The sequence below is a fragment of the Streptomyces sp. NBC_01481 genome, from assembly GCF_026339995.1.
Classification (GTDB): Bacteria; Actinomycetota; Actinomycetes; order Streptomycetales; family Streptomycetaceae; genus Streptomyces.
Map to the genome: position 1 here is coordinate 1 of NZ_JAPEPT010000007.1, position 18,973 is coordinate 18,973.

Genomic DNA, 18,973 nt, shown 5'->3' on the forward strand with positions numbered 1-18,973 from the left:
TGCTACCTGCTGGCCCTGCTCGGCCGGGCGCTGGCCGACGCGTTGCCGCACCCCGACCCGTTCACCGTCTCGGCGCACTATCTGAGCGCGTCGCAGCCGGGACCTGCGGTCGTCCGCACCGAGACCGTACGCACCGGGCGCACGCTCTCGACGGGCCAGGCCTCGCTCTTCCAGTACGACGAGGACGGCGTCGAGGTCGAGCGCATCCGCGTGCTGGCGACGTACGGCGATCTGGACGACCTGGCCGACGACGTACAGACGACCGCCAACCCGCCCGCCATGCCCGCGCTTCAGAACTGCCTCGGGCCGTCCGACGGCCCCGCGGCGATCCCCGGAAGCTCGGCGATCACCGAGCGGCTGAACATCAAGCTCGACCCGGCGACCGTCGGCTGGGCTGTCGGTGCCCCCTCGGGCAAGGGCGAGATGCGCGGCTGGTTCTCGCTCGCGGACGGCCGCGACCCGGACCCGTTCTCGCTGCTGCTCACGGTCGACGCGCTGCCGCCGACGTCGTTCGAGCTCGGCCTGAAGGGCTGGACCCCGACGGTCGAACTCACCACGCACATCCGCTGCCGCCCGGCGCCGGGACCGCTGCGGGTGTCGATCAGGACGCGGAACCTGGCGGGCGGCTTCCTGGAGGAGGACGCGGAGGTGTGGGACAGTGCGGACCGCCTGGTCGCACAGTCCCGCCAACTGGCGAAGGCGCCGCGCGGCTGAGCCGGGGTGCGGGGGGTGCGCCTGCGGCGGGCTTGTTCCCCTCCCCGCCCCTTCCCGAACTGGGGGCAAGCCCCCAGACCCCGTATGCGACCTTCGGCCGCATGTCCTCAAACGCCGGACGGGCTGATTGTGCGGCCCAGCCGCACAATCCAGCCCCGTGGGGGTCCCCCCGGACGAAGTCTGGGGGAGTTTGAGGCGTGGTCCTGGACGCGAAATTCAGCCCCTCCGGCGCTTTGAGGAGCGGGTAACCGGGGGCAGCGCCCCCGGTTACGGGAAGGGGTGGGGGACAAGCCCCGCGCAGCGGAACCCGCACCGTCACACCGTCCGCCCCAGCCACGCCGCCAACCTCCCATACGCATCCGCCCCCTCCGGCGCCTCCCGCACCACCCCGAACGGCAGCCCCTCCACCCGCGCCTCCGCCGGGAGCACCTCACGAGCGATCGGCAGGATGATCTCGGCCAACTCCTCGTCCAGGGCCATCGGATGGCCCAGCGCCTGCGAGAGGTCCCAGGTATGGGTGACCGTCTCCATCACATAGCCGCCGACCGCCCCGGCTCCCGGCACCGCGCCCCAGGGGACCGTGACCTCGCGGCCGAGCTTCGTGTCGTCCGCCCATGCCGAGGTGAAGCGGGCGCGGGCTGCCTCGTACGCCGCCGGCCAGCCGTCGTCGGCGACGCCGTCGACGCGGGCCGGCAGGGAGAGGCCGTCTCCGCCCTCGCCGATGAGGGCGATCCGGTGGGTGGCCCCCACGACATGGGACAGCAGCGCGCGTACGTCGTACTCCGTACACGGCGTCGGATCTCCCAGCCGCTGCGGCGTCGCAAGCTTCAGCAGGCTCGCGAACTGCTCGGCCGCACGCTCGAACAGGGGGCGCGGATCGTTCATGGTGTCCGTCTCCTCAACATCGGTCTCGCTGACGAACCGCACTCTGCACGGATAACCTGACATCCCCCGTCATGTTTTCCGGAGACCCTCAGACCCGTGAAGTCCGACCGGCTGCTCTCGATCCTGCTGCTCCTCCAGACCCGCGGTCTCGTCCCGGCCGCCGAGCTGGCCGAGCGGCACGAAGTCTCCGTACGCACCATCTACCGCGACATCGAGGCGCTTTCCGCCTCCGGCGTTCCCGTCTACGCCGAGCGCGGCCGCCACGGCGGTATCTCGCTGCTGCCCGGTTTCCGTACCGACGTCACCGGACTGACGGCCGACGAGTCCCGCGCCCTGTTCGTGCTGGCGGCCCAGGGTGCGCACGCTGCGCTCGGCCTTGACGAGGCGCTCGGCTCGGCGCTGCGCAAGGTGATGGCCGCGCTGCCCGAACCGCACCGGCCCGCGGCCGAGTTGACGAGCCGGCGGATCCTGGTCGATCCGGCACGCTGGATGAGGACGCCCCGGCCCGCCGTGGACCTGGACGTACTCAACTCCGCCGTCTTCACCGACCGGCGGCTGCGGCTGCGCTACCGCCACAGCGGGACGACCGAGCCCCGGACGTACACCCTCGATCCGTACGGACTCGTCGTGAAGGCAGGTGTCTGGTATCTGGTCGCCGACCACCGGACCCGGCCCCGGCTGTTCCGCGCGGACCGGGTTGTCGCCGCCACGCTCACCGACGCGCCGGTGCGGCGGCGCGCCGGCCAGGAACTGGCGGACGTCTGGGCGGTGTTGCGCCGTCGGGTCGAGGACCGTCCCGCGGACGTACGGGTCACGGCGCGGGTGCGGGCCGATCACCTGGACCTGTTTCTGCGGATCCACGCGGGCCGGCTGGCCGTCGAGCCCGTCACCGAGGGGGAGTGGACGTATGTCGAGCTCGCGCTCCCGGCCCTCATGGCGGCCCGCGCGTTGCTCGCCTCCGGCGAGAGTGTGGAGGTGCTCTCGCCGCCCGAGGCCCGCGCGGAGCTGGCCCGCGCGGCCGCCGCGGTCGTCGAGTTGTACGGGGACGGCTCCGTCAGTCCAGCCAGTGACGGCGGCCGACGCTGATCAGCCGCAGCTGACGGCGCGCCACCGAGGAGACCCGCTCCTCGCCGTCCGGCCCGGCCTCCAGGAAGGTGCAGGCCGTCATCACCATGTGGTCCACGTACACGCCTGCGAGCATCGTCAGATCCGCCTCGCTCCACCCCGCCGTCTCGGGCTCCCGGGCGAACGCTGCCGCCACCTCGTCGCCGAACCGGCGCAGTTGATCTCCGATCGCCTCGCGCACGGGCTGCACACCGCCGTGCCGTTCGCGGGCGATGAAGCGGACATGCCCGGGGGACGTACGCACCAGGTCGGCGATGAGCGCGACGGTGCGGTCGATCCGCAGATCGTCGCCGTTTTCGGCCATTGCCTCGCCGATCGTGGCGTGCAGGCTGCCGAGCGCCTCCTCGACGAGCGCGACGCCGAGATCGGCCATGTCCCGGAAGTGCCGGTAGAACGCGGTCGGCGCCACACCCACGGCCCGGGTCACCTCGCGCAGGCCGAGGCTGCTCAGGCTCTGCTCCTCCAGCAACTGCAGCGCGGCGTCCAGGAGGGCCTGACGGGTCTTCTGTTTCTGGGCCTGACGGATCCCGGTGGTGTGACTCATACCATTCAGTAAACAACCGTTCTCCGAAGAACGGAAGTGTAGACTCAGGAGTCAGTGAACAGTCGTACTCCCAAGTGTTCACCGGGAATTCGAAAGGAAGACGATGATCGCCCTCGTCGCAGCGCTTCTCCTCCTGGGAATCATGCTGGGCGCCGTGGCCCAACTTCCCCTCTCCGTAACCTTCGTGGCCTGCACCCTGATCGGTGCCTGGCTGCTCGTCTTCGCCGTGCGCGAGCGCCGCGCACGTCACCACCACTGACCCGGAAGGAGCCAACCGCCATGCAGCTCACCGCCACAGCACGCTCCGCGCGCACCGCACGGACCGAGAGCACCCACGGGGATGCCGCCGTCCGGGAGACCGCCGGGGCCAGGCCCGACACCACCTCCGACGCCAAGCCGGTGGGCATGCGCGACACCGACGGTATGGCCGTCGCCGCCTTCGTCCTCGGCCTCGTCGGTCTGCTCGTCATGAACATCGTGCTCGGCCCGATCGCCATCGTCCTGTCCGCCATCGCCCTCTGGCGGGGCACCGCACGCCGCGGCCGCGCCCTGCTGGGACTCGCCCTCGGCGTCGCCGACCTGGCCGTACTCGCCGTACTGGTCACCGTGAACGGAACCGTCGCCTGGGGCTTCGGCAGCTGACGCGGGCAGCCGCAGAAGCGGCACTGCAGCCGCGGAGGACGGCCCCGCAGCGGGAGAAAAAGGGCACCCGCACGCCCGTGCACCCCTGCGCCGCGTCCGCGCCCCCACAAGGCCTCGTAGAATCGGGGCCACCATGGCTTACCTCGACCACGCTGCGACCACTCCCATGCTGCCGGAGGCCGTCGAGGCGCTGACCGCGCAGCTCACCGTCACCGGCAACGCCTCCGCGCTGCACGCCGCCGGGCGCCGCGCCCGACGTACGGTCGAGGAGGCCCGCGAGACGCTCGCCGACGCCCTCGGCGGGCGCCCCAGCGAGGTGGTCTTCACCTCCGGCGGCACCGAGGCCGACAACCTCGCCGTGAAGGGCCTGTACTGGCAGCGACGCGACGCCGAACCGGCCAGGACCCGCGTCCTCGCCAGCCCCGTCGAGCACCACGCCGTCCTCGACGCCGTCGACTGGCTCGGCGAGCACGAGGGCGCGAGGGTCGAGTACCTGCCGGTCGACGCGTACGGGCGGGTGCACCCCGAGGCGCTGCGCGAGGCCATCGAGCGCAATCCCGACGATGTCGCGCTCGCCACCGTGATGTGGGCCAACAACGAGATCGGCACGGTCATGCCGGTCACCGAACTCTCGGCAGTGGCAAGCGAGTTCGACGTGCCGCTGCACGCCGACGCGGTCCAGGCCTTCGGCCAGCTCGACGTCGACTTCGCCGCGTCGGGTCTCGCGGCCATGACCGTCTCCGGACACAAGATCGGCGGCCCGTACGGCATCGGCGCGCTGCTGCTCGGCCGCGAGTACACCCCCGTCCCCGTCCTGCACGGCGGCGGCCAGGAACGCCATGTGCGCTCCGGCACCCTCGACGCCCCCGCGATCGCCTCCTTCGCCGTCGCCGGGCGCATCGCCGCCGAGCGCCACGAGGACTTCGCCCGCGAGATCGGCGCCCTGCGCGACGAGCTGGTCGACGCCGTGCGCACGGCCGTCCCCGACGCGATCCTCGGCGGCGACCCGGACAACCGGCTGCCCGCCAACGCCCACTTCACCTTCCCGGGCTGCGAGGGCGACTCCCTGCTCCTGCTGCTCGACGCGCAGGGCATCGAGTGCTCCACCGGCTCCGCCTGCACGGCCGGCGTCGCCCAGCCCAGCCATGTCCTCCTGGCCACCGGCACCGACCCGGACCTGGCCCGCGGAACCCTGCGCTTCAGCCTCGGCCACACCTCCACCAAGGCCGACGTAAGGGCGGTCGCCGAGGCCATAGGCCCCGCGGTGGAACGGGCCCGTACAGCGGGGCTCAGTTAGGGCACGGCGGGGCTTGGGGACTTCGGGCTCAGCCCGTCCCTGACCTGGCCTCGGCGGACTTCGCGGCCTCCCGCGCCCTCGGTAGCGCCTTGCGTACGAGCGCGAGATAGCGGTTCCAGTCCCAGTGCGGCCCCGGGTCCGTGTGGTCCGTCCCCGGCACCTCGACGTGACCGATGATGTGCTTCCGGTCGACCGGGATGTCGTACCGCGCGCATATCCCGGCCGTGAGCTGCGCGGACGCCTGGTACATCGCGTCCGTGAAATCGCCCGGGCGGTCCACGAAGCCTTCGTGTTCTATGCCGATGCTGCGTTCGTTGTACGAGCGGTTGCCCGCGTGGAAGGCCACATCCAGCTCGCGGATCATCTGGGCCACATGCCCGTCCTTGCGTACGACATAGTGCGCCGCGGCCCCGTGCCCCGGGTCCTTGAAGACCCTCAGTGCCGTCGGATAGCTGCCCTGGACGACATGGATCACCACCATGTCGATGCCGTAGTCGTCGGGCCGGTCCGCGAGCCGCCAGTTCGCCCGGGACGCAGCCGTCCACTCCGCGCCCGGGTGGTCGAGCTCACCCTCCTTGCGTGGCTTTGCCATCCCCGGCAGCCGCCACCAGGCACGCCGCAGCTCGTCCCGGGCGAGCACACCCGCGCCCACCAGCGCGGCACCGCCCCCGATCAGCACGGCCCGCCGGCTCACGCCCCGCCCCTTGCCCTGCTCGCCGCCGCGCTTCGATTCACTCCCCATGAGATGCCCAACGCATACGCGCGAGCTTTCGGTTCCCAGGTCCCCTTACCCTGGTAGAGCTATGACTCCTCAGACTCCCCAGCGCCCCCTCCGTGTGCTCGCCGCAATGTCGGGCGGCGTGGACTCCGCCGTCGCCGCCGCCCGGGCCGCCGAGGCCGGCCACGATGTCACCGGTGTGCACCTCGCACTCTCCGCGAACCCGCAGTCCTTCCGTACAGGCGCGCGCGGCTGCTGCACCATCGAGGACTCCCGCGACGCCCGCCGCGCCGCCGACGTCATCGGCATCCCCTTCTACGTGTGGGATCTCGCCGAGCGCTTCCGCGAGGACGTGGTCGAGGACTTCGTCGCGGAGTACGAGGCGGGCCGTACCCCCAACCCCTGTCTGCGCTGCAACGAGAAGATCAAGTTCGCGGCGCTGCTGGACAAGGCGCTCGCGCTCGGCTTCGACGCCGTGTGCACCGGCCACTACGCCACGGTCGTGACGGGCCAGGACGGCAGCCGCGAGCTGCACCGGGCCTCCGACATGGCCAAGGACCAGTCCTACGTCCTCGGTGTGCTCGACGAGCGGCAGCTGGCGCACGCGATGTTCCCGCTGGGAGACACCCTCACCACCAAGGGTGAGATCCGCGCCGAGGCCGAGCGCAGGGGCCTCGCCGTCGCCAAGAAGCCCGACAGTCACGACATCTGCTTCATCGCCGACGGCGACACCCAGGGCTTCCTCGCGAACCGCCTCGGCACGGCGGAGGGCGACATCGTCGACGAGTCGGGCACGAAGCTGGGCACCCACGACGGGGCCTTCGGCTTCACGATCGGCCAGCGCAAGGGGCTGCGCATCGGCCACCCTGCTCCCGACGGCAAGCCGCGCTACGTCCTGGACATCTCTCCGGTGAACAACACGGTGACGGTGGGCCCGGTCGAGGCCCTCGACGTCACGGCTCTGACGGCGATCAAGCCGCGCTGGTGCGGAGTGGCCCCGGCGGACCCCGGAACGTACACCGCGCAGCTGCGCGCCCACGGCGGCGAGACGCCGGTGACCGCCGAGCTGGTCGACGACGAGCTCCAGGTCTCGTTCACCGAGCCGGTGCGGGGCGTGGCTCCCGGCCAGGCGATCGTGCTGTACGACGGCAGCCGCGTGGTCGGCTCGGCGACGATCGCGACGACCGAGCGGGCGGGGACCGCGTCGGTCGCGTAGATCCGGCCGGATCGGCCGGATCTACGCGTCGTCTCTCCCTTTGAACGCCAACGCTCAGGCGTCGACGACCTCGGTGTCGTAGAAGCAGAAGTGCCCCTTGATCTGCGCCACTTCGTCCTTGGGCTCGGGGTATGCCCACACCAGGTCCTGCGCGTCCGGCAGCGACCAGTAGGAGGCCGTCCCCTTGAAGGGGCAGTAGGTGTGCGTCTCGGAGGGCTTCAGCAGGTCCGTGCGTACGTCCTCCTCGGGGAGGTAGTAGCGCACGGGGGAGCCCGTCTCGCGCAGGACGAGCGGGCGCCGGCTCTCCGCGAGGATGTCGTCGCCGCGTGTGACGCGTACATGGACCGTGCTCTGCTCGATGGTGATCGTGTGTCCTTTGGCCATACCGGGGACAGCACCGGCAGGGCCGCACTTCTTCCCTGTTCCCGCCGTAGTGCGAGCATGTCCCGTATGGCTACACATCTGATCACCGGGGCAGGCTCCGGCATCGGCGGGGCCGTCGCGCGCCGCCTGCACGCGCGCGGGGACGAGCTGATCCTGCTGGCGCGCGACGCCGGCCGCGCCAAGGAGCTCGCCGCTCGCTACGAGGGCGCCCGTACCCTCGTCGCCGATCTCGCCGACCCCGACCGCATTTCCAAGTCTCTCGGCATGCAGCCCATGCCGGAGCATCTGGACTCGCTGCTGCACATCGCGGGCATTCTCGACCTCGGCCCGATCGCGGAGCTGCGCCCCAAGACCTGGCACCAGCAGCTCAACGCCAATCTGATCTCACCCGCCGAGCTGACCCGGCTCTTCCTTCCGCACCTGCGGGCCGCCAGGGGCCAGGTGGTTTTCGTCAACTCCGGCGCCGGCCTCAACGCCCATGCGGAATGGGGCGCTTACGCCGCCTCCAAGCACGGCCTCAAGGCGCTCGCCGACTCCCTGCGCCACGAGGAGCACGGCAACGGCGTCCGGGTGACCTCGGTCTACCCGGGCCGCACCGCGAGCCCGATGCAGGCCAAGGTGCACTCCCAGGAGGGCAAGGAGTACGACGCGTCCCGCTGGATCGACCCAGAGTCGGTCGCGACGACGATCCTCATGGCGATCGACCTGCCGCGCGACGCCGAGATCAACGACGTGACGGTGCGGCCCGGGCGATGAACACCTTCCCATGGGGCCCCGCGACCGGCGTCGGATCGATGCCCGGCGGGGACGCCCGCGAAGCCGCGAAGACCGTCGCCGGATCGTTCGACGACTTTCCTCATCTGCCCGAACTGCCCGCCCGCGGGCCCGGAGCCGACATGATCGGGCGGACCATCGGGCTGCTCGTCGAGATGTACGGGCATGTCGAGCCCAGTGGCTGGCGGATCAGCGACCGGCCGGGGCGCGACACCCGCAGGGCCCGCTCCTGGCTCGGCGAGGATCTCGACGCGCTGGAGGAGCACACCCAGGGCTACGAGGGGCCGCTCAAAGTCCAGGCGGTGGGGCCGTGGACGCTCGCCGCCTCGCTGGAGCTGCGCAACGGCGAGGCGTCGCTGGGCGATCCGGGCGCCGTACGGGACCTCGCGGACTCGCTCGCCGAGGGGCTGCGCTCGCATCTGGCGGACGTACGCCGCCGGGTGCCCGGCGCCCGCGTGGTGCTGCAGCTCGACGAGCCGTCGCTCACCGCTGTACTGCGGGGCCAGATCAGGACCGCCAGTGGGTATCGCACCCACAGGGCGGTGGACCGCCAGGTCGTCGAGAGCACGCTGCGGGATGTGATCGGGGTGAGCGACGAGCCCGTCACGATCCACTCGTGCGCGCCGGACGTGCCGTTCGCGCTGCTGCGCCGGGCAGGGGCCGGGGGAGTCTCGTTCGACTTCGGTCTGCTCACCGAGCGTGACGAGGATCAGATCGGTGAGGCCGTCGAAGGCGGTACGCATCTGTTTGCGGGCGTCGTGCCGTCCAGCGACGCTCCATTGTCAGACCCTGCCGGTAGCGTCATGGGTGTCAGGACGTTGTGGCGCAGGTTGGGGCTGAGTCCGGGGACTCTGAGCGAGTCCGTGGTGATCACCCCGACATGCGGACTCGCGGGTGCCTCACCGGCATACGCACGCGCGGCGCTCGCCCACTGCGTCCGGGCCGCGAGATCGCTCGCAGACAACCCTGAGTAACGGGAGGACGAGACGGTGGCTGTCGAACAGCAAGGGTCTGTGCCCGCCGAGGCACGGGAGAAGCATGCCCGGCTGGCCGAGCAGGTCGAGGGGCACCGCTTCCGGTACTACGTGAAGGACAGCCCCGTCATCAGCGACGGCGAGTTCGACAAGCTGCTGCGCGAGCTGGAGTCGCTGGAGGAGCGGTACCCCGAGCTGCGCACGCCCGACTCGCCGACCCAGAAGGTCGCGGGGCAGTACGAGACGGAGCTGGCGAAGGTCGAGCACCGCGAGCGGATGCTCTCCCTGGACAATGCCTTCGACGAGGGGGAACTGGCCTCCTGGGCCGAGCGCGTCGCGCGCGATGTGGGCTCCCCGGGCTACCACTTCCTGTGCGAACTCAAGGTGGACGGCCTCGCCGTGAACCTGACGTACGAGAAGGGCAGGCTGACCCGCGCGGCGACCCGCGGCGACGGTCGCGTCGGTGAGGACATCACCCCCAATGTCCGTACGATCGCGGACATTCCGGACCGGCTGCACGGGGACCATGTCCCGGATCTCGTCGAGATCCGCGGCGAGGTCTTCTTCCCGATGGACAAGTTCCAGGAACTCAACGCCCGGCGGGTGGAGGCCGGTGAGCAGCCGTACGCCAACCCGCGCAACTCCGCGTCCGGTTCGCTGCGCCAGAAGGACCCGAAGGTCACCGCGACCCTGCCACTGCACATGGTGGTGCACGGCATCGGCGCGCGTGCGGGCTTCGACATCGACCGCCTGTCCCAGGCCTACGACCTGCTGCGCGCCTGGGGCCTGCCCACCGCCAAGCACTACAAGGTCGTGGACTCGCTGGAGGGCGTGCGGGAGTTCATCGCCTACTACGGCGAGAACCGGCACTCCATGGAGCACGAGATCGACGGCGTGGTCGTCAAGCTCGACGAGATCCCGCTCCAGGGGCGGCTCGGCTCCACCTCGCGGGCGCCGCGCTGGGCGATCGCGTGGAAGTACGCCCCGGAGGAGGTCAACACCAAGCTGGTCAACATCCGGGTCGGCGTCGGCCGCACCGGGCGCGTCACGCCGTATGCCCAGGTGGAGCCGGTCACGGTCGCGGGCTCCGAGGTCGAGTTCGCCACCCTGCACAACCAGGACGTGGTCAAGGCCAAGGGCGTGCTGATCGGCGACACGGTGGTGCTGCGCAAGGCGGGCGACGTCATTCCGGAGATCCTCGGCCCGGTCGTGGACCTGCGGGACGGCACCGAGCGGGAGTTCGTGATGCCCTCCGAGTGCCCCGAGTGCGGCACCGGGCTGCGCCCCATGAAGGAGGGCGACGTCGATCTGCGCTGCCCCAACGCCCGTTCCTGCCCGGCCCAGTTGCGTGAACGTCTCTTCTACCTCGCCGGCCGCAAGTCGCTGGACATCGAGAACTTCGGCTATGTGGCCGCGGCGGCGCTCACCAAGCCCCTGGAGCCCGCCGAGCCGCCGCTGAGCGATGAGGGCGATCTCTTCGACCTCACCATCGAGCAGCTGCTGCCCATCACGGCGTACGTCCTGGACCAGGACAGCGGACTGCCCAAGCGCGACCCGAAGACCGGCGAGGAGAAGGTCGTCACGGTCTTCGCCAACCAGCTGGGCGAACCGAAGAAGAACGCCCTCGCGATGCTGGAGAACATCCAGGCCGCCAAGGAGCGCCCACTGGCCCGGATCATCACGGGTCTGTCGATCCGTCATGTCGGCCCGGTCGCGGCCGAGGCGCTGGCCCGGGAGTTCCGGTCGATCGAGCGGATCGAGCAGGCCGGTGAGGAAGAGCTCGCGGCCGTCGACGGCGTGGGACCGACCATCGCAGCCTCCCTCAAGCAGTGGTTCGAGGAGGACTGGCACCGCGAGATCCTGCGCAAGTGGCGGGCGGCGGGCGTGCGCATGGAGGAAGAGGGCGCGGGCGAGGAGGAAGGCCCGCGGCCGCTGGAAGGACTCACCGTCGTCGTCACCGGCACCCTCGCCGACTACACCAGGGATGGCGCAAAAGAAGCCCTCCAGAGCCGTGGCGCGAAAGTGGCCGGTTCCGTTTCGAAGAAAACGAGCTTCGTGGTCGTGGGCGACAACCCCGGTTCCAAGTACGACAAGGCCATGCAGCTGAAGGTGCCGGTGCTGGACGAGGAGGGCTTCGCCGTACTGCTCGAACAGGGCCCGGACGCGGCCCGTGAGGCCGCAGCGCCTCCAGAGGCGTGACGGAGGGGGCGTGCGCGGGGCTTGGGAGGGGCTCGTCAAAGGGCCAAGAGGGGGCGCACAGGGCGGGAATCGGACGCCGGATTCCGCCTCGGAACGACCGGTACAGGTCACCCGTTCAGCGCATACCAGATGGATAAGGGTGGCCAGGTCTCATTCGGGCAAGAGCAGTAGAGCGCTGCCCGTGCGAGCCCACCGCGGCCTACTGTTGAGACGTGCGCCTGTCGTGCACGGCTGCGTGGTGGGATTCCAGTCGTGGTGGCATGACAACGGGAGCCATCGCGAGGCATCGGCACCGCCGGCTGTGAGAGGGACGGGAATGAAACCGACCGAGAGCGCCGCCCCGGTCTCACGGCCGCGTGGATTCGCGGCTCTTGCGGGCATGACGCCGGGACTACTGCCTGTCGCCGTCGTCGTATGCGCCGCCGCACTGCTCGTCTTCGGAGTCTTCAGCACCGTGGGGGACGGGCGAGCGCTCTTCCCCGGTTCCACGGCGGGCTGGTCGCTCGCCGTTCTCTCCGGGATCATCGTCGGTCATCTTGTCGCGCTCGGCCGCGATCGCTGGTGGGGCGGCACCGGGTCCGGCGCCGCCCTCACCCTCGCGGTCCTGCTTCTGTTCGGCTGGGTGCCGGCCGGGCTGGTCAGCCTCGCCGTCGTCGCCCTGGTCGGCGTCGCCCGCAGACACCGCTGGCGCCAGGGGGTGTTGCACGGCTCCGTGGACATCCTCGGGATCGGCGCGGCCGCTCTCGTCCTCGAGGTGTTCGGGGTGGAGCCGAGCGTCGAGGCGCCCTGGACGCCACTCGAATGGGGCATCGAGGCCGCCCCTGAAGTGATCCTCGCCGCCACCGCCTATCTCGTGGTCACCCGGCTGCTGTTGTGGTATGTCCTGGCCCCCCAGGGGGGCGGTCTGCCCACAGCAGCTCGTACGGCCCTGCTTCGGCAGGGCCTTGTCGCGGTCGCCCTGCTCGGCATCGCCCCGCTGATCTGTGTTGTCGCCGTCGCCCTGCCGCTGCTGCTGCCCCTGTTCGCCGTACCGCTGATCGCCCTCGACTCCACGCTGTGGATCGCCCGGGCCAGAGCGGAGGAGCAGCTGCGCGACCCCCTGACGGGCCTGCCGAACCGTCAGTGGCTCCTGGAGCGGACCTGGTCCGCCCTCGCGGACGCGGAGGGCAGCGGTGCCCGTTCGGCTCTCGTGCTGATCGATCTGGACCGCTTTCGTTCCGTCAATGACACACTCGGCCATCTCGCGGGGGACCGGCTGCTGCTCCAGATAGCCGACCGGCTGAGGCTCGCCCTGCCCCGGGGCGCCGAGGCGGCCCGGCTCGGCGGCGACGAGTTCGCCGTACTGCTCCCGACGGCCGACTCCACCACCAGCGCCCAGCGCGTCGCCCGCCATCTGGTCGCCGAGCTGTCCTCGCCGCTCGATCTCGACGGGCTCACCCTCGTCCTGGAGGCGAGCGCGGGCGTCGCCGTCTTCCCCGAGCACGCACTGGACGCGGAAGGACTGCTGCGGCGCGCGGACGTCGCGATGTACCAGGCGAAGCGGGACCGCACGGGCGTGGAGGTGTACGAGTCCAAGCGGGACAGCAACACCCCCGACCGGCTCGGCCTGCTGGGCGACCTGCGCCGGGCGCTGGACGCCGGTGACGTGGAGCTGCACTACCAGCCCAAGGTCCGCTTCGACGGCCACGTCGCCGGACTGGAGGCGCTGGTCCGCTGGGTCCATCCGGAGCGCGGCCGGGTCCCCCCGGACGAGTTCATCGCCATCGCCGAGTCCTCGGGCCTGATGCCGCATCTGACGGAGTACGTGCTGGACACGGCCCTCGGGCAGGTCGCCAAGTGGCGCGCCCAGGGGCTGGACGTGCCGGTGGCCGTGAATGTCTCGCCGCGCGACGTGCACACCCCCGGATTCGCCGGATCCGTCGCCGCCCGCCTCGCCCGCCACGGTGTCCCGGCCGGCTCCCTCCAGCTGGAGATCACGGAACACGTCCTCCTGGAGGACCCCCAGCGCGCCGCGGACACGCTCGCCGGGCTCACCGACCACGGCGTGAAGATGTCCCTGGACGACTTCGGCACCGGCTACTCCTCCCTCGTGCATCTGCGCAAGCTCCCCGTGAGCGAGCTCAAGATCGACCGCTCGTTCGTGGCCCGGCTCGCCGTCGACAACGAGGACGCCGAGATCGTCCGCTGCACCGTCGACCTTGCCCACTCGCTGGGTCTGCTCGTCGTCGCCGAGGGCGTCGAGGACGACGAGACCTGGGAGCGGCTGCGCGATCTGGGCTGCGACGCCGTCCAGGGGTGGCTGGTCGCGGCCGCGATGCCGCCGCAGGAGACCACGGCGTGGCTGCGGGCGCGGGGCGAGCGCGGCTGGCACCGGGCGGCGGAACTTCCCCCCGCCACGGAGGCGACGCACCCTCCCGCGAGCCCGACCAGCGAGCCCTCCGGCCAGGTCGTTCCCTGATCCGGCGCGGTCCCGGGCGGCGCCGGAGCAGGGCCCGGGGAGGTCCCCACCGCACAACCGTTTCGTGGGGAGTGGCCGGTGCCCCATAGGATTGGGCTCAAAACCACACACTCACCCCTGAGGATCGCTGCATGCCTGGCATTACGCGCGAGGAGGTCGCCCACCTCGCCCGACTGGCGCGTCTGGAGCTGAAGGACGAAGAGCTCGACCACTTCGCCGGACAGCTCGACGACATCATCGGCGCGGTCGCCCGCGTCTCCGAGGTCGCCGACCAAGACGTACCCCCGACCTCCCACCCGCTGCCGCTGACCAATGTCATGCGCGCGGACGAGGTCCGTCCGTCGCTCACCCCCGAGCAGGCGCTCTCCGGCGCCCCTGCCCAGGAGCAGCAGCGTTTCAAGGTGCCGCAGATCCTGGGGGAGGACTAATCACCATGACGGACACCAACGTCACCATCATCAGGCTCACCGCCGCAGAGATCGCCGCGAAGATCGCTTCCGGCGAGCTCACGGCCGTCGAGGTCACCGAGGCGCACCTGGCCAGGATCGAGGCCGTCGACGAGAAGGTGCACGCCTTCCTGCACGTCGACCGTGAGGGAGCGCTCGCGCAGGCCCGCGCCGTCGACGCCAAGCGCGAGGCGGGCGAGAAGCTCGGCCCGCTGGCCGGTGTGCCGCTCGCGCTGAAGGACATCTTCACCACCGAGGGCATCCCGACCACCGTCGGTTCCAAGATCCTCGAGGGCTGGATCCCGCCGTACGACGCGACGGTGACCAAGAAGCTCAAGGCGGCGGACGTCGTCATCCTCGGCAAGACCAACATGGACGAGTTCGCCATGGGGTCCTCCACCGAGAACAGCGCCTACGGCCCGACCGGCAACCCCTGGGACCTCACCCGTATCCCCGGCGGTTCCGGCGGGGGGTCGAGCGCGGCCCTCGCCTCGTACGAGGCACCGCTGGCCATCGGCACGGACACCGGCGGTTCCATCCGCCAGCCCGCCGCCGTCACCGGCACGGTCGGCGTCAAGCCCACCTACGGCGGCGTCTCCCGCTTCGGCATGGTCGCCTTCTCCTCCTCCCTCGACCAGGGCGGCCCCTGCGCCCGCACGGTCCTGGACGCGGCCCTGCTGCACGAGGTCATCGCCGGTCACGACCCGCTGGACTCGACGTCCATCGACGCCCCGGTCCCGCCGGTCGTCGAGGCCGCGAAGAACGGCTCGGTCGCGGGGATGCGCGTCGGCGTCGTCAAGCAGTTCCGCGGCGAGGGCTACCAGGCCGGTGTCGTCCAGCGCTTCGACGAGTCCGTGGAGCTGCTGCGCGGTCTCGGCGCGACGATCGTCGAGCTGGACTGCCCGTCCTTCGACCTCGGGCTCTCCGCGTACTACCTGATCGCGCCGTCCGAGTGCTCCTCCAACCTGGCCCGCTTCGACGCCATGCGCTACGGCCTGCGGGTCGGCGACGACGGCACGAAGTCCGCCGAGGAAGTCACCGCGCTCACCCGTGAGGCCGGCTTCGGTGACGAGGTCAAGCGCCGGATCATGCTCGGTACGTACGCGCTCAGCTCCGGCTACTACGACGCGTACTACGGCTCCGCGCAGAAGGTGCGCACGCTCATCACCCGGGACTTCGAGAAGGCCTTCGAGCAGGTCGACGTGATCGTCTCGCCGACCACGCCGACCACCGCCTTCCCGATCGGCGAGCGCGCCGACGACCCGATGGCGATGTACCTCGCGGACCTGTGCACCATCCCGACCAACCTGGCCGGCAACGCCGCGATGTCGCTGCCCTGCGGCCTCGCGCCGGAGGACGGACTGCCGGTCGGACTGCAGATCATCGCCCCCGCCATGAAGGACGACCGGCTGTACAAGGTCGGCGCGGCCGTCGAGGCGGCCTTCGTGGAAAAGTGGGGCCACCCGCTGCTCGAGGAGGCTCCGTCGCTGTGACCAAGGCACTGACCAAGGCAAAGGGCTTCAAGAAGTCCAAGACCGGGACGTATCTGTCGATCGGCACCACCGCCTTCGGTGCGATCAGCGTCGCCAAGCAGGCCAAGAAGGCCCGCAACGAGGGCGACACGCTCCGGCTGATCGACGCCGCCGTATCCGCTGCCGCCATCGTCACCGGCCTGGCCCTGCTCTACCGCGAGCTGAGGCGCCTGGGCGACGACGACGTCCTGCTGGGCTGAGAGGGAAAGTTTCACCGTGACCGTCACTGAACTGGTGTCGTACGAGGACGCCCTCGCTGCCTACGACCCCGTCATGGGCCTCGAGGTCCATGTCGAACTCGGCACCAAGACCAAGATGTTCTGCGGCTGCTCGACCGAGCTGGGCGCCGAGCCCAACTCGCAGACCTGCCCGACCTGTCTCGGCATGCCCGGCTCGCTCCCGGTCGTCAACGCGATCGGCGTCGAGTCGGCCGTCAAGATCGGCCTCGCGCTGAACTGCGAGATCGCCGAGTGGTGCCGCTTCGCCCGGAAGAACTACTTCTATCCGGACATGCCGAAGAACTTCCAGACCTCGCAGTACGACGAGCCGATCGCCTACAACGGCTATCTGGACGTTCAGCTGGAGGACGGCGAGGTCTTCCGCGTGCAGATCGAGCGCGCCCACATGGAGGAGGACACCGGCAAGTCTCTGCACGTCGGCGGCGCCACCGGCCGTATCCACGGCGCGTCCCACTCGCTGCTGGACTACAACCGCGCCGGCATCCCGCTGATCGAGATCGTCACCAAGCCGATCGAGGGCGCGGGCGAGCGCGCGCCGGAGGTCGCCAAGGCGTACGTCGCCGAACTGCGCGAGCTCATCAAGGCGCTCGGTGTCTCCGAGGCCCGCATGGAGCAGGGCCAGATGCGCTGCGACGTGAACCTTTCGCTCCGGCCGCACGGCGTCGAGAAGTTCGGCACGCGCTCCGAGACGAAGAACGTCAACTCGCTGCGGTCGGTCGAGCGAGCGGCCCGCTTCGAGATCCAGCGCCACGCGGCGGTGCTCTCGTCCGGCGGCACGATCATCCAGGAGACCCGCCACTTCCACGAGGAGGACGGCTCCACGACGTCCGGCCGCGTGAAGGAGGAGGCGGAGGACTACCGGTACTTCCCGGAGCCCGACCTCGTCCCCGTCGCGCCTGCGCGCGAGTGGGTCGAGGAGCTTCGCGCCACGCTGCCCGAACTCCCGCGGGTGCGGCGGAACCGGCTGCGCGAGGAGTGGGGCGTCTCCGAGCACGACATGCAGTCGATCCTCAACGCGGGTGCGGTCGACCTGATCGTCGCCACGATCGACGCGGGTGCGGATGCCGCGTCCGCGCGCAAGTGGTGGATGGGCGAGCTCGCCCGCCGCTCCAACGAGGAGGGCGTCGAGCTCTCCTCGCTGCCCATCACGCCTGCCCAGGTGGCCAGGGTGGCGGCGCTGGTCGCGTCCGGCGACCTCAACGACAAGCTGGCCCGCCAGGTCATCGAGGGCGTACTCGCGGGCGAGGGCGGCCCCGACGACGTCGTCGAGAAGCGCGGCCTCAAGGTCGTCTCGGACGAGGGCGCGCTCGGCGCGGCGGTCGACGAGGCGATCGCGGGCAACGCGGCGATCGCCGACAAGATCCGCGGCGGCAAGGTCGCGGCGGTCGGCGCGCTGGTGGGCGCGGTCATGAAGACGACGCGCGGCCAGGCGGACGCGGCGCGCGTCAAGGAGCTCATCCTGCAGAAGCTCGGCGTCGAGGGCTGACGCTCGCGCAACGAGAGGCGGTTCGCACCTGCGGGTGCGGGCCGCCTCCGGCGTTCCGAGCGCCGCCGCCCTACGCGCCACCGACGTGCCGGATGCGGCGGCCCGCCTGGCCGGCGAGGCCCGGGAGCCGAGACCCGGGAAGCTATGACCGGGGGCGCCCCGGGACACGGGCGCCGGACGCGCCACGCTGAGGGCGGGGTGCCGGGAGGCAGGGCGCCGAGAAACGGCGGGCTGTGCCGAGGCCCGGGTGCCGGACGCGGGGAGCTCGGGCCGGGGTGCCGGGAGGCAGGGCGCCGAGAAACGGCGTGCGTGCCTGGCGGTGAGGCCCGGGTGCCGAACGAGGGGACGGGGGCGCCGGGGCTCGGGCAACGCGGAGGCACCCGCCTCGGGCGCGGCGTTGCCCGGTGGATCAGTGGCGTATGCCCAGGCCCGGGAGCCACAGTTCGCCGCGGTCCTTGCAGCTGACATCCCTCGCGCGCAGTTCCTCCGGCTCCTTCGTGCCGCGTGCCCGCAGTTCCGTGACCGCCAGTCGGGCCACCGCCGCCACCTCCGGGCGCTCCGGCTCCGGGAAGTCCGTCTGCCACCAGCCCCGGTCGCGGGACTGCCAGCCGCGTGAGCGCATCAAGCCCGCCCGCTCCGGGCTGTCCTCGCCGTCGCGGTCGTCGACGGAGACATGCAGCCCGTCCTCCAGCGCGTACGAGATCTGAAGCTGACGGCCGCGGTCCGCCCCGCTGGTCACGCTGAAGCTCGCCCAGTCGCCGCCGACCTGCACCGAAAGCTGCTCCACCCAGGCCGTGAGCAGCAACTCCAGCGCGCTCTGGAAGTGTTCGAGGCTGGAGGCCATCCTCCCGCCCGGCCGCTCGATGGGCCGAACGCCCGGCCCGCTCCGGTCCAGCTGCCAGACGTACGGCAGGAAGGCGAAGTCGTGCTGCTCGTCCGCCGACCAGGCGCCGCCCCAGTCGAAGATGCGCCGTTCGTCGCTCTCCAAGGTGTCCGTGTCGTGGACCGACAGCTGCGCGCGGTGGCGGTTGCCCGCGAGCAGCACGACCCTTCTGCTGTCCCGCCAGCGGATATTGGGCCCTTCCGCCGAGCCGCCGTAGAGCGTCGGCTCGCCGATCCGGGCCACGATCGCGGCGTACACCTCCCGGAAGGCCTCCCGCCGGTCCCGCAGCGAGGCCCCCGGGTCGTACGCCAGCACCGGAACCGGAGCCCGGTCGAAGTACGGATCGGGTGTGTCATGGAGCGTCAGGGCGAACTCCGCGGCGTCGCCGGGCCAAACGATCGGCTGGTTGGTCCCCGTGTTTTCCATGTCACCCATCGTGCCAGCCGCCACCGACAAC

Annotated in this window: 19 protein-coding genes; 14 read left to right on the forward strand and 5 right to left on the reverse strand. The window is 71.1% G+C overall.

What is annotated here, in order from left to right:
- Window positions 1–714: thioesterase family protein (locus OOK40_RS31920; protein WP_266488554.1), on the forward strand; the 714-nt coding region annotated here is incomplete at its 5' end.
- Between the two features lie 315 nt (window positions 715–1,029).
- On the opposite strand, the gene OOK40_RS31925 is transcribed toward OOK40_RS31920, so the two are convergent.
- Window positions 1,030–1,599: a TIGR03086 family metal-binding protein gene (locus OOK40_RS31925; RefSeq protein WP_266488556.1), complete on the reverse strand. Its 570-nt coding sequence runs from the start codon at window positions 1,597–1,599 to the stop codon at window positions 1,030–1,032.
- A 96-nt stretch (window positions 1,600–1,695) separates the two neighbouring features.
- Between OOK40_RS31925 and OOK40_RS31930 the strand changes: the two genes are divergently transcribed.
- Window positions 1,696–2,685: a YafY family protein gene (locus OOK40_RS31930; RefSeq protein ID WP_266488559.1), complete on the forward strand. Its 990-nt coding sequence runs from the start codon at window positions 1,696–1,698 to the stop codon at window positions 2,683–2,685.
- Here OOK40_RS31930 and OOK40_RS31935 read toward each other — a convergent pair.
- The gene (locus OOK40_RS31935) at window positions 2,654–3,268 is read right to left on the reverse strand and encodes a TetR family transcriptional regulator (protein ID WP_266488561.1); all 615 of its coding nucleotides are present in this window, start codon (window positions 3,266–3,268) and stop codon (window positions 2,654–2,656) included. The two genes, OOK40_RS31930 and OOK40_RS31935, sit on opposite strands and share 32 nt — an antisense overlap.
- A 103-nt stretch (window positions 3,269–3,371) precedes the next feature.
- Between OOK40_RS31935 and OOK40_RS31940 the strand changes: the two genes are divergently transcribed.
- The 3 genes from OOK40_RS31940 to OOK40_RS31950 all read left to right on the forward strand — a co-directional run bounded on the left by OOK40_RS31940 (window position 3,372) and on the right by OOK40_RS31950 (window position 5,207).
- A complete protein-coding gene (locus OOK40_RS31940; RefSeq protein WP_266488563.1) occupies window positions 3,372–3,527 on the forward strand; it encodes a hypothetical protein in 156 nt (51 codons plus the stop codon).
- Window positions 3,528–3,547: 20 nt separating this feature from the next.
- On the forward strand, window positions 3,548–3,910 hold the full coding sequence (locus tag OOK40_RS31945) for a DUF4190 domain-containing protein (protein ID WP_266488565.1): 363 nt from the start codon (window positions 3,548–3,550) through the stop codon (window positions 3,908–3,910).
- 133 nt (window positions 3,911–4,043) lie between these two features.
- A complete protein-coding gene (locus OOK40_RS31950; protein ID WP_266488567.1) occupies window positions 4,044–5,207 on the forward strand; it encodes a cysteine desulfurase family protein in 1,164 nt (387 codons plus the stop codon).
- Window positions 5,208–5,235: 28 nt separating this feature from the next.
- Here the strand turns inward: OOK40_RS31950 and OOK40_RS31955 are convergent, their stop codons facing one another.
- The gene (locus OOK40_RS31955) at window positions 5,236–5,949 is read right to left on the reverse strand and encodes an N-acetylmuramoyl-L-alanine amidase (RefSeq protein WP_266488569.1); all 714 of its coding nucleotides are present in this window, start codon (window positions 5,947–5,949) and stop codon (window positions 5,236–5,238) included.
- 61 nt (window positions 5,950–6,010) lie between these two features.
- Here OOK40_RS31955 and mnmA point away from each other — a divergent pair, with 61 nt between their 5' ends.
- On the forward strand, window positions 6,011–7,141 hold the full coding sequence (gene mnmA, locus OOK40_RS31960) for a tRNA 2-thiouridine(34) synthase MnmA (protein WP_266488572.1): 1,131 nt from the start codon (window positions 6,011–6,013) through the stop codon (window positions 7,139–7,141).
- A 54-nt stretch (window positions 7,142–7,195) separates the two neighbouring features.
- Here mnmA and OOK40_RS31965 read toward each other — a convergent pair whose 3' ends face one another.
- Window positions 7,196–7,525 (reverse strand): DUF427 domain-containing protein, encoded by a 330-nt coding sequence (locus OOK40_RS31965; protein WP_266488574.1) that lies wholly within the window; start codon window positions 7,523–7,525, stop codon window positions 7,196–7,198.
- Between the two features lie 57 nt (window positions 7,526–7,582).
- Here OOK40_RS31965 and OOK40_RS31970 point away from each other — a divergent pair, with 57 nt between their 5' ends.
- From OOK40_RS31970 to gatB, 8 genes are all read left to right on the forward strand, one after another.
- Window positions 7,583–8,281, forward strand: a complete 699-nt coding sequence (locus tag OOK40_RS31970) for an SDR family oxidoreductase (protein WP_266488576.1) — start codon at window positions 7,583–7,585, stop codon at window positions 8,279–8,281.
- Complete coding sequence (locus OOK40_RS31975; RefSeq protein WP_266488579.1) at window positions 8,278–9,273, forward strand: methionine synthase; 996 nt, start codon at window positions 8,278–8,280, stop codon at window positions 9,271–9,273. The genes OOK40_RS31970 and OOK40_RS31975 overlap by 4 nt, the downstream gene beginning before the upstream one ends.
- 15 nt (window positions 9,274–9,288) lie before the next feature.
- Window positions 9,289–11,472, forward strand: a complete 2,184-nt coding sequence (gene ligA, locus OOK40_RS31980; protein ID WP_266488582.1) for an NAD-dependent DNA ligase LigA — start codon at window positions 9,289–9,291, stop codon at window positions 11,470–11,472.
- Window positions 11,473–11,788: 316 nt separating this feature from the next.
- Window positions 11,789–13,930, forward strand: coding sequence for a bifunctional diguanylate cyclase/phosphodiesterase (locus OOK40_RS31985; protein WP_266488583.1), 2,142 nt, complete (start codon window positions 11,789–11,791; stop codon window positions 13,928–13,930).
- Between the two features lie 131 nt (window positions 13,931–14,061).
- Window positions 14,062–14,358 carry an Asp-tRNA(Asn)/Glu-tRNA(Gln) amidotransferase subunit GatC gene (gatC, locus tag OOK40_RS31990; protein ID WP_016642027.1) on the forward strand — a complete coding sequence of 99 codons (297 nt, stop codon included), beginning with the start codon at window positions 14,062–14,064 and terminating at the stop codon, window positions 14,356–14,358.
- A gap of 5 nt (window positions 14,359–14,363) precedes the next feature.
- Window positions 14,364–15,869 carry an Asp-tRNA(Asn)/Glu-tRNA(Gln) amidotransferase subunit GatA gene (gene gatA / locus OOK40_RS31995; protein WP_266488596.1) on the forward strand — a complete coding sequence of 502 codons (1,506 nt, stop codon included), beginning with the start codon at window positions 14,364–14,366 and terminating at the stop codon, window positions 15,867–15,869.
- Window positions 15,866–16,108: a hypothetical protein gene (locus OOK40_RS32000; RefSeq protein WP_266488598.1), complete on the forward strand. Its 243-nt coding sequence runs from the start codon at window positions 15,866–15,868 to the stop codon at window positions 16,106–16,108. The genes gatA and OOK40_RS32000 overlap by 4 nt, the downstream gene beginning before the upstream one ends.
- A gap of 16 nt (window positions 16,109–16,124) precedes the next feature.
- On the forward strand, window positions 16,125–17,633 hold the full coding sequence (gene gatB / locus OOK40_RS32005) for an Asp-tRNA(Asn)/Glu-tRNA(Gln) amidotransferase subunit GatB (protein WP_266488600.1): 1,509 nt from the start codon (window positions 16,125–16,127) through the stop codon (window positions 17,631–17,633).
- 409 nt (window positions 17,634–18,042) lie between these two features.
- Here gatB and OOK40_RS32010 read toward each other — a convergent pair whose 3' ends face one another.
- A complete protein-coding gene (locus OOK40_RS32010) occupies window positions 18,043–18,942 on the reverse strand; it encodes a hypothetical protein (protein ID WP_266488603.1) in 900 nt (299 codons plus the stop codon).
- Window positions 18,943–18,973 lie beyond the last annotated feature (31 nt).